Source organism: Geminicoccus flavidas, from assembly GCF_009806515.1.
Classification (GTDB): Bacteria; Pseudomonadota; Alphaproteobacteria; order Geminicoccales; family Geminicoccaceae; genus Geminicoccus; species Geminicoccus flavidus.
In genome coordinates, this window is sequence record NZ_WUJP01000712.1 from 1 (window position 1) to 3,912 (window position 3,912).

The 3,912-nt window shown below is 68.7% G+C and carries 5 protein-coding genes and 1 tRNA gene; 1 reads left to right on the forward strand and 5 read right to left on the reverse strand.

Annotated elements, in window-relative coordinates:
- Positions 1–114 precede the first annotated feature (114 nt).
- Positions 115–1,503 carry an aldehyde dehydrogenase family protein gene (locus EQG76_RS20465; RefSeq protein WP_159716193.1) on the reverse strand — a complete coding sequence of 463 codons (1,389 nt, stop codon included), beginning with the start codon at positions 1,501–1,503 and terminating at the stop codon, positions 115–117.
- A 151-nt stretch (positions 1,504–1,654) separates the two neighbouring features.
- Here EQG76_RS20465 and EQG76_RS20470 point away from each other — a divergent pair.
- Positions 1,655–1,730: transfer RNA gene (locus EQG76_RS20470), tRNA-Arg, on the forward strand.
- 145 nt (positions 1,731–1,875) lie between these two features.
- On the opposite strand, the gene EQG76_RS20475 is transcribed toward EQG76_RS20470, so the two are convergent.
- The 4 genes from EQG76_RS20475 to EQG76_RS20490 form a co-directional block, all read right to left on the reverse strand.
- Positions 1,876–2,250: a c-type cytochrome gene (locus EQG76_RS20475; RefSeq protein ID WP_159716194.1), complete on the reverse strand. Its 375-nt coding sequence runs from the start codon at positions 2,248–2,250 to the stop codon at positions 1,876–1,878.
- Positions 2,243–3,142, reverse strand: coding sequence for a cytochrome c oxidase assembly protein (locus EQG76_RS20480; RefSeq protein WP_159716195.1), 900 nt, complete (start codon positions 3,140–3,142; stop codon positions 2,243–2,245). The genes EQG76_RS20475 and EQG76_RS20480 overlap by 8 nt, the downstream gene beginning before the upstream one ends.
- Positions 3,139–3,489, reverse strand: a complete 351-nt coding sequence (locus EQG76_RS20485) for a hypothetical protein (protein ID WP_159716196.1) — start codon at positions 3,487–3,489, stop codon at positions 3,139–3,141. The genes EQG76_RS20480 and EQG76_RS20485 overlap by 4 nt, the downstream gene beginning before the upstream one ends.
- 5 nt (positions 3,490–3,494) lie before the next feature.
- A partial coding sequence (locus EQG76_RS20490) for a cytochrome c oxidase subunit 3 (protein WP_200840976.1) occupies positions 3,495–3,912 on the reverse strand: 418 nt, incomplete at its 5' end.

Sequence of the window (3,912 nt, forward strand, 5' to 3'; positions counted from 1 at the left end):
CACCGGCAGCATCAGGAGCAGGGTGCCGACCAGCACCACGACCAAAAAGGCGAGGGGCACCAGCCGGCTCGGATCCTGGATGCCCCGCATCATGGCGAGCCGCTCGCCTGCCCCTCAGATCCGGGTGCGCAGGTGGAACGACTTCGGCCGGGTCAGGTGGTCATAGGCCAGCTTGGACAGGGACACGCCGCGGCCGGTGTCCTTGACCCCGGTCCAGGCGAGTGCGGGGTCCAGATAGTCGCAGCGGTTCATGAACACGGTTCCGGTCTCGATCCGGTCGCCGATCCGCTCGGCCGCCTCCGGGTCTGAGGTCCAGATTGCGGCGGTGAGCCCGTAGGGGCTGTGGTTCATCAGCGCGATCGCCTCCTCGTCGCTCCTGACCTTCATCACCCCCACTACCGGGCCGAAGCTCTCGTCGCGCATCACGCTCATGCCATGGTCGACCCCGGCCAGGACCTGCGGCGCGATGTAAGCGGAGCCGCGCTCGTCCATTGGGAACGAGCTGGCATCGACCAGCGCGCGGGCACCCTTGGCGACGGCATCGGCCACCTGGTCGCGGACGAAGTCGGCGGAGCGGGCCTTGGCCATCGGCCCGATATTGATCTCGGGCAAGGTCGGATTGCCCAGGCGGTAGCCCGCGGCGAAGCTGACCAGCCCGTCGACGAAGGCGTCATAGACGGCCTCGTGCACATAGAGCCGCTCGATGCCGCAGCAGCACTGGCCGGAGTTGAAGAAGGCGCCGTCGCCGAGATTCTCGACCGCGTGCTGGATGTCCGCGTCGGGCCGGACATAGGCCGGATCCTTGCCGCCCAGCTCCAGCGTCGTGGAGATGAAGGTCTCGCCGGCTGCCCGCGCGATCTCGTGTCCGCCGGCGACCGAGCCGGTGAAGCTGACATGGTTGACCTGGCCGGCGCGGATGATGCCGAGCGCGTCGGCATGGCTGGTATGCAGATACTGGAAGACACCCTCCGGCAGGCCGGCCTCCTTAAAAGCCTGCGCGAACCGCTCTGCGGTAAGCGGCGTCTGCGCGCTGTGCTTCAGGATCACGGCGTTGCCGGCCAGGATCGAGGGCACCACCGCGTTGACCGCAGTGAGGTAGGGGTAGTTCCAGGGCGCGATCACGAACACCACGCCCACCGGCAGCTTGCGGATGAAGCGGGTGAAGCCCGGCTTGTCATCGAAGCGCAGGTCGGCCAGCGCCTCGGGTGCGACACCCATCATGTAGCGCGCTCGCTCGGCAAAGCCGCCGAGCTCGCCCGGCGACTGGGCGATCGGCCGGCCCATCTGCCAGGTGATCTCCTGCGCGATCTCCGGCTTGTGCGCCAGCACCGCGTCGACGAACCGCCCGACCACCGCGATCCGCTCGTCCAGCTTGACCTGCCGCCAGGCCGCCTGGCCGGCACGCGCCCGGTCGAGGGTCGCCTGAATCATGACACCGTCCGCGAGCGGACGTTCGACATAGACGGACTGGTCGACGGGGGAGATGGTGCGCTGGATGGTCATGCTGGCCCGGGATCGATCTGGAGGCGGACAGGGCGGCATCCTAGCCGCAGGGCTCGGCCGGCGCATCCCCGCCCGTGCTTTGCCAGCACCGCAGCCACCGCTGCGAGCAGGCTTGCCCTTCCCGACAAGGGGCGCTAACAACGCGGCCCACGCGCCCGTAGCTCAGCGGATAGAGCGCTTGCCTCCGGAGCAAGAGGTCAGAGGTTCGATCCCTCTCGGGCGCGCCATTCCGGACAAAACAGACGACTGAGGGTGCAGTGGTGCCGGGCTTGGCCCGCCGCCAAGAGCCGGATCATCCTTCAGCGGCATCCGTTGATCGGCCAGCGACCTCACCGATAGCCCGTCTATGCGTGCGCCTGATCGATGCCGCGGTCATCGATGGAGATAGTCGACGATCTCCTGGGCCTCCTCGCGGCTGATGCCCGTGGTGGGCATTGCCGTGTGCGGAGCGAGCGCGCGCGGGTCGACGATCCAGTTCACGAGGCCTTCGCGCGTGTTCCGTACGACCCCGCCCAGATAGATCCGCCCTGTCAGGCCTTCGAAGGAGGGACCCACCTGGCCGCGCGCCGCCGCCACGCCCGGGATCTCGTGGCAGCCGGCGCAGCCATAGCGGCGCATCAGCTCATGGGCCCGCGGCGTTTCTCCCAATAGCTCGCCTAGCGGGGGATCGGCTGTCAGGGCGACCGCCGCACCTGCCAGGAGCACGACCAGGACCACGGCCGAGCCGATGAGACGGCGGTTAGGCATAGGTCTGCCTCCGGCGCGCCTCGGTGCCGGCATGCCTGATCCAGGCGGCGGCCAGGGCGAGCGCCACGCCGACATAGACCATCCCGCCCGGCACCCACATGACGAAGCCGGCCAGTTGCTGGTCCTGGAGCGGCGTCAGGCCCCAGCCGGCCAATAGGTCGGTCTGGCGGGGGATCCAAGGCCTAGGCGAGAGCGCCAGGAGGATGCCCAGGAACGCGCTCTGCAGGATGGTCACGAACAGCCAGAACAGGGCCGGCCCATAGGTCCGCGCCCTGCCGTCGATGATCGACCACCAGAACAGGAGGGCGGTGACGAGGAAGCTGACGTGCTGCAGCCAGTGCACCCAGTCCCGTTTCAGCGCGGCGGCGAACAGGTCCGGCTGGTGCCATGCCCAAAGGGTCGCCGCGTGCAGCAAGGTGGCAACGCCAGCGCCGGTGAGCCAGCGCCAGGATGCCGCCAGGGACCGCCATCGGCCGATCCGGCCCAGGGCGCGCCGCCAGACGATTGGCAGCGCCCAGGCAAAGGCGCCGAGCGGGCGGGAGACCACCAGGAGGGGGGCAGCCACGATCACCATGAGCTCGTGCTCGATCATGTGGGCCACGAAGAGCTGCTCGGAAAGCAGGCCGAGCGGCGAGGTGATGCACAGAGCCAACACGGTCCAGCCGCACCAGAAGCAGGCCGCCTGCCAATGGCGCACGCCACGGCCATGGCCGGCCCGGCGCCACAGCCGCCAAGTGCCGACCAGGTATAGGCCCGCCGCCAGATAGAGCGGGATCATGGCCTCCAGCGGAAAGCTCCAGGCACCCTCGGCCGTGAGATAGCCGGCGGCACCGCCATGGGCGGAGGCCGGTAGCGGTGCCAGGAGCAGGGCCAGGAGCGCCAGGCGTGTCATCGCTCGCAGCCGTCGAACATGACCCCGGCCATGCCCTGCGCCGCGATCACCAGGGCGAACAGAACGCCCAGCAGAACGCCGATCGCTGCCACCATCCGCAGAGGCTGCCGGCTCGTCGACTCCTCGAGAGAGCCCTGCCGCGGCAGGTGGCGCCAAGCCCGCCAGGACAGGAACGTGCCCACCAGCGCCACGAGCAGCAGGGCCGCCGCCACGAACGGCAGCGGCTGGAGCCGGCTGACACAGCTCCAGTCCACCAGCGCATAGCCAAGCTGGGTGTTGATCGCCCAGGCACTGGGGCCTGCCAGCAGGCCCGCCCAGGAAACGCCCGAGGAGAGGTGGCTGGCCATGGCGGTCACGTCCGGGGGAACCAGTAAATCAGCAGGTAGAGCGGGATCCAGGTCAGGACGACGAAGTACCAGTAGAAGGCATTGTCGCTGACATCGCTGAAGCGCTTGCCGTGGCCATGGCGGGTGAACATCAGGACGGTCAGCACGATCGTGTCGCCGGCATCGGTGATCACGTGCAGCGCATGGAGGCCCAGGAGGAACCAGACCACCGAGCCATAAGCGTTGGTATCCCAGAGCACGTGCAGCGTCGTGAACTCGTAGAAGCGGATGCCGACCACCAGGACGGCGATCAGGCTCATCACGATGAGCAGGAGCCGGGTGTTCGGCAGGTCCTCCTTGCGGCCCGCGCGCTCGGTGGCGGCGTTGGGCCACAGGCTCGCCAGCAGGATCAGCAGGATGAGCGTGCCCGGCCAGTGGTTCGGC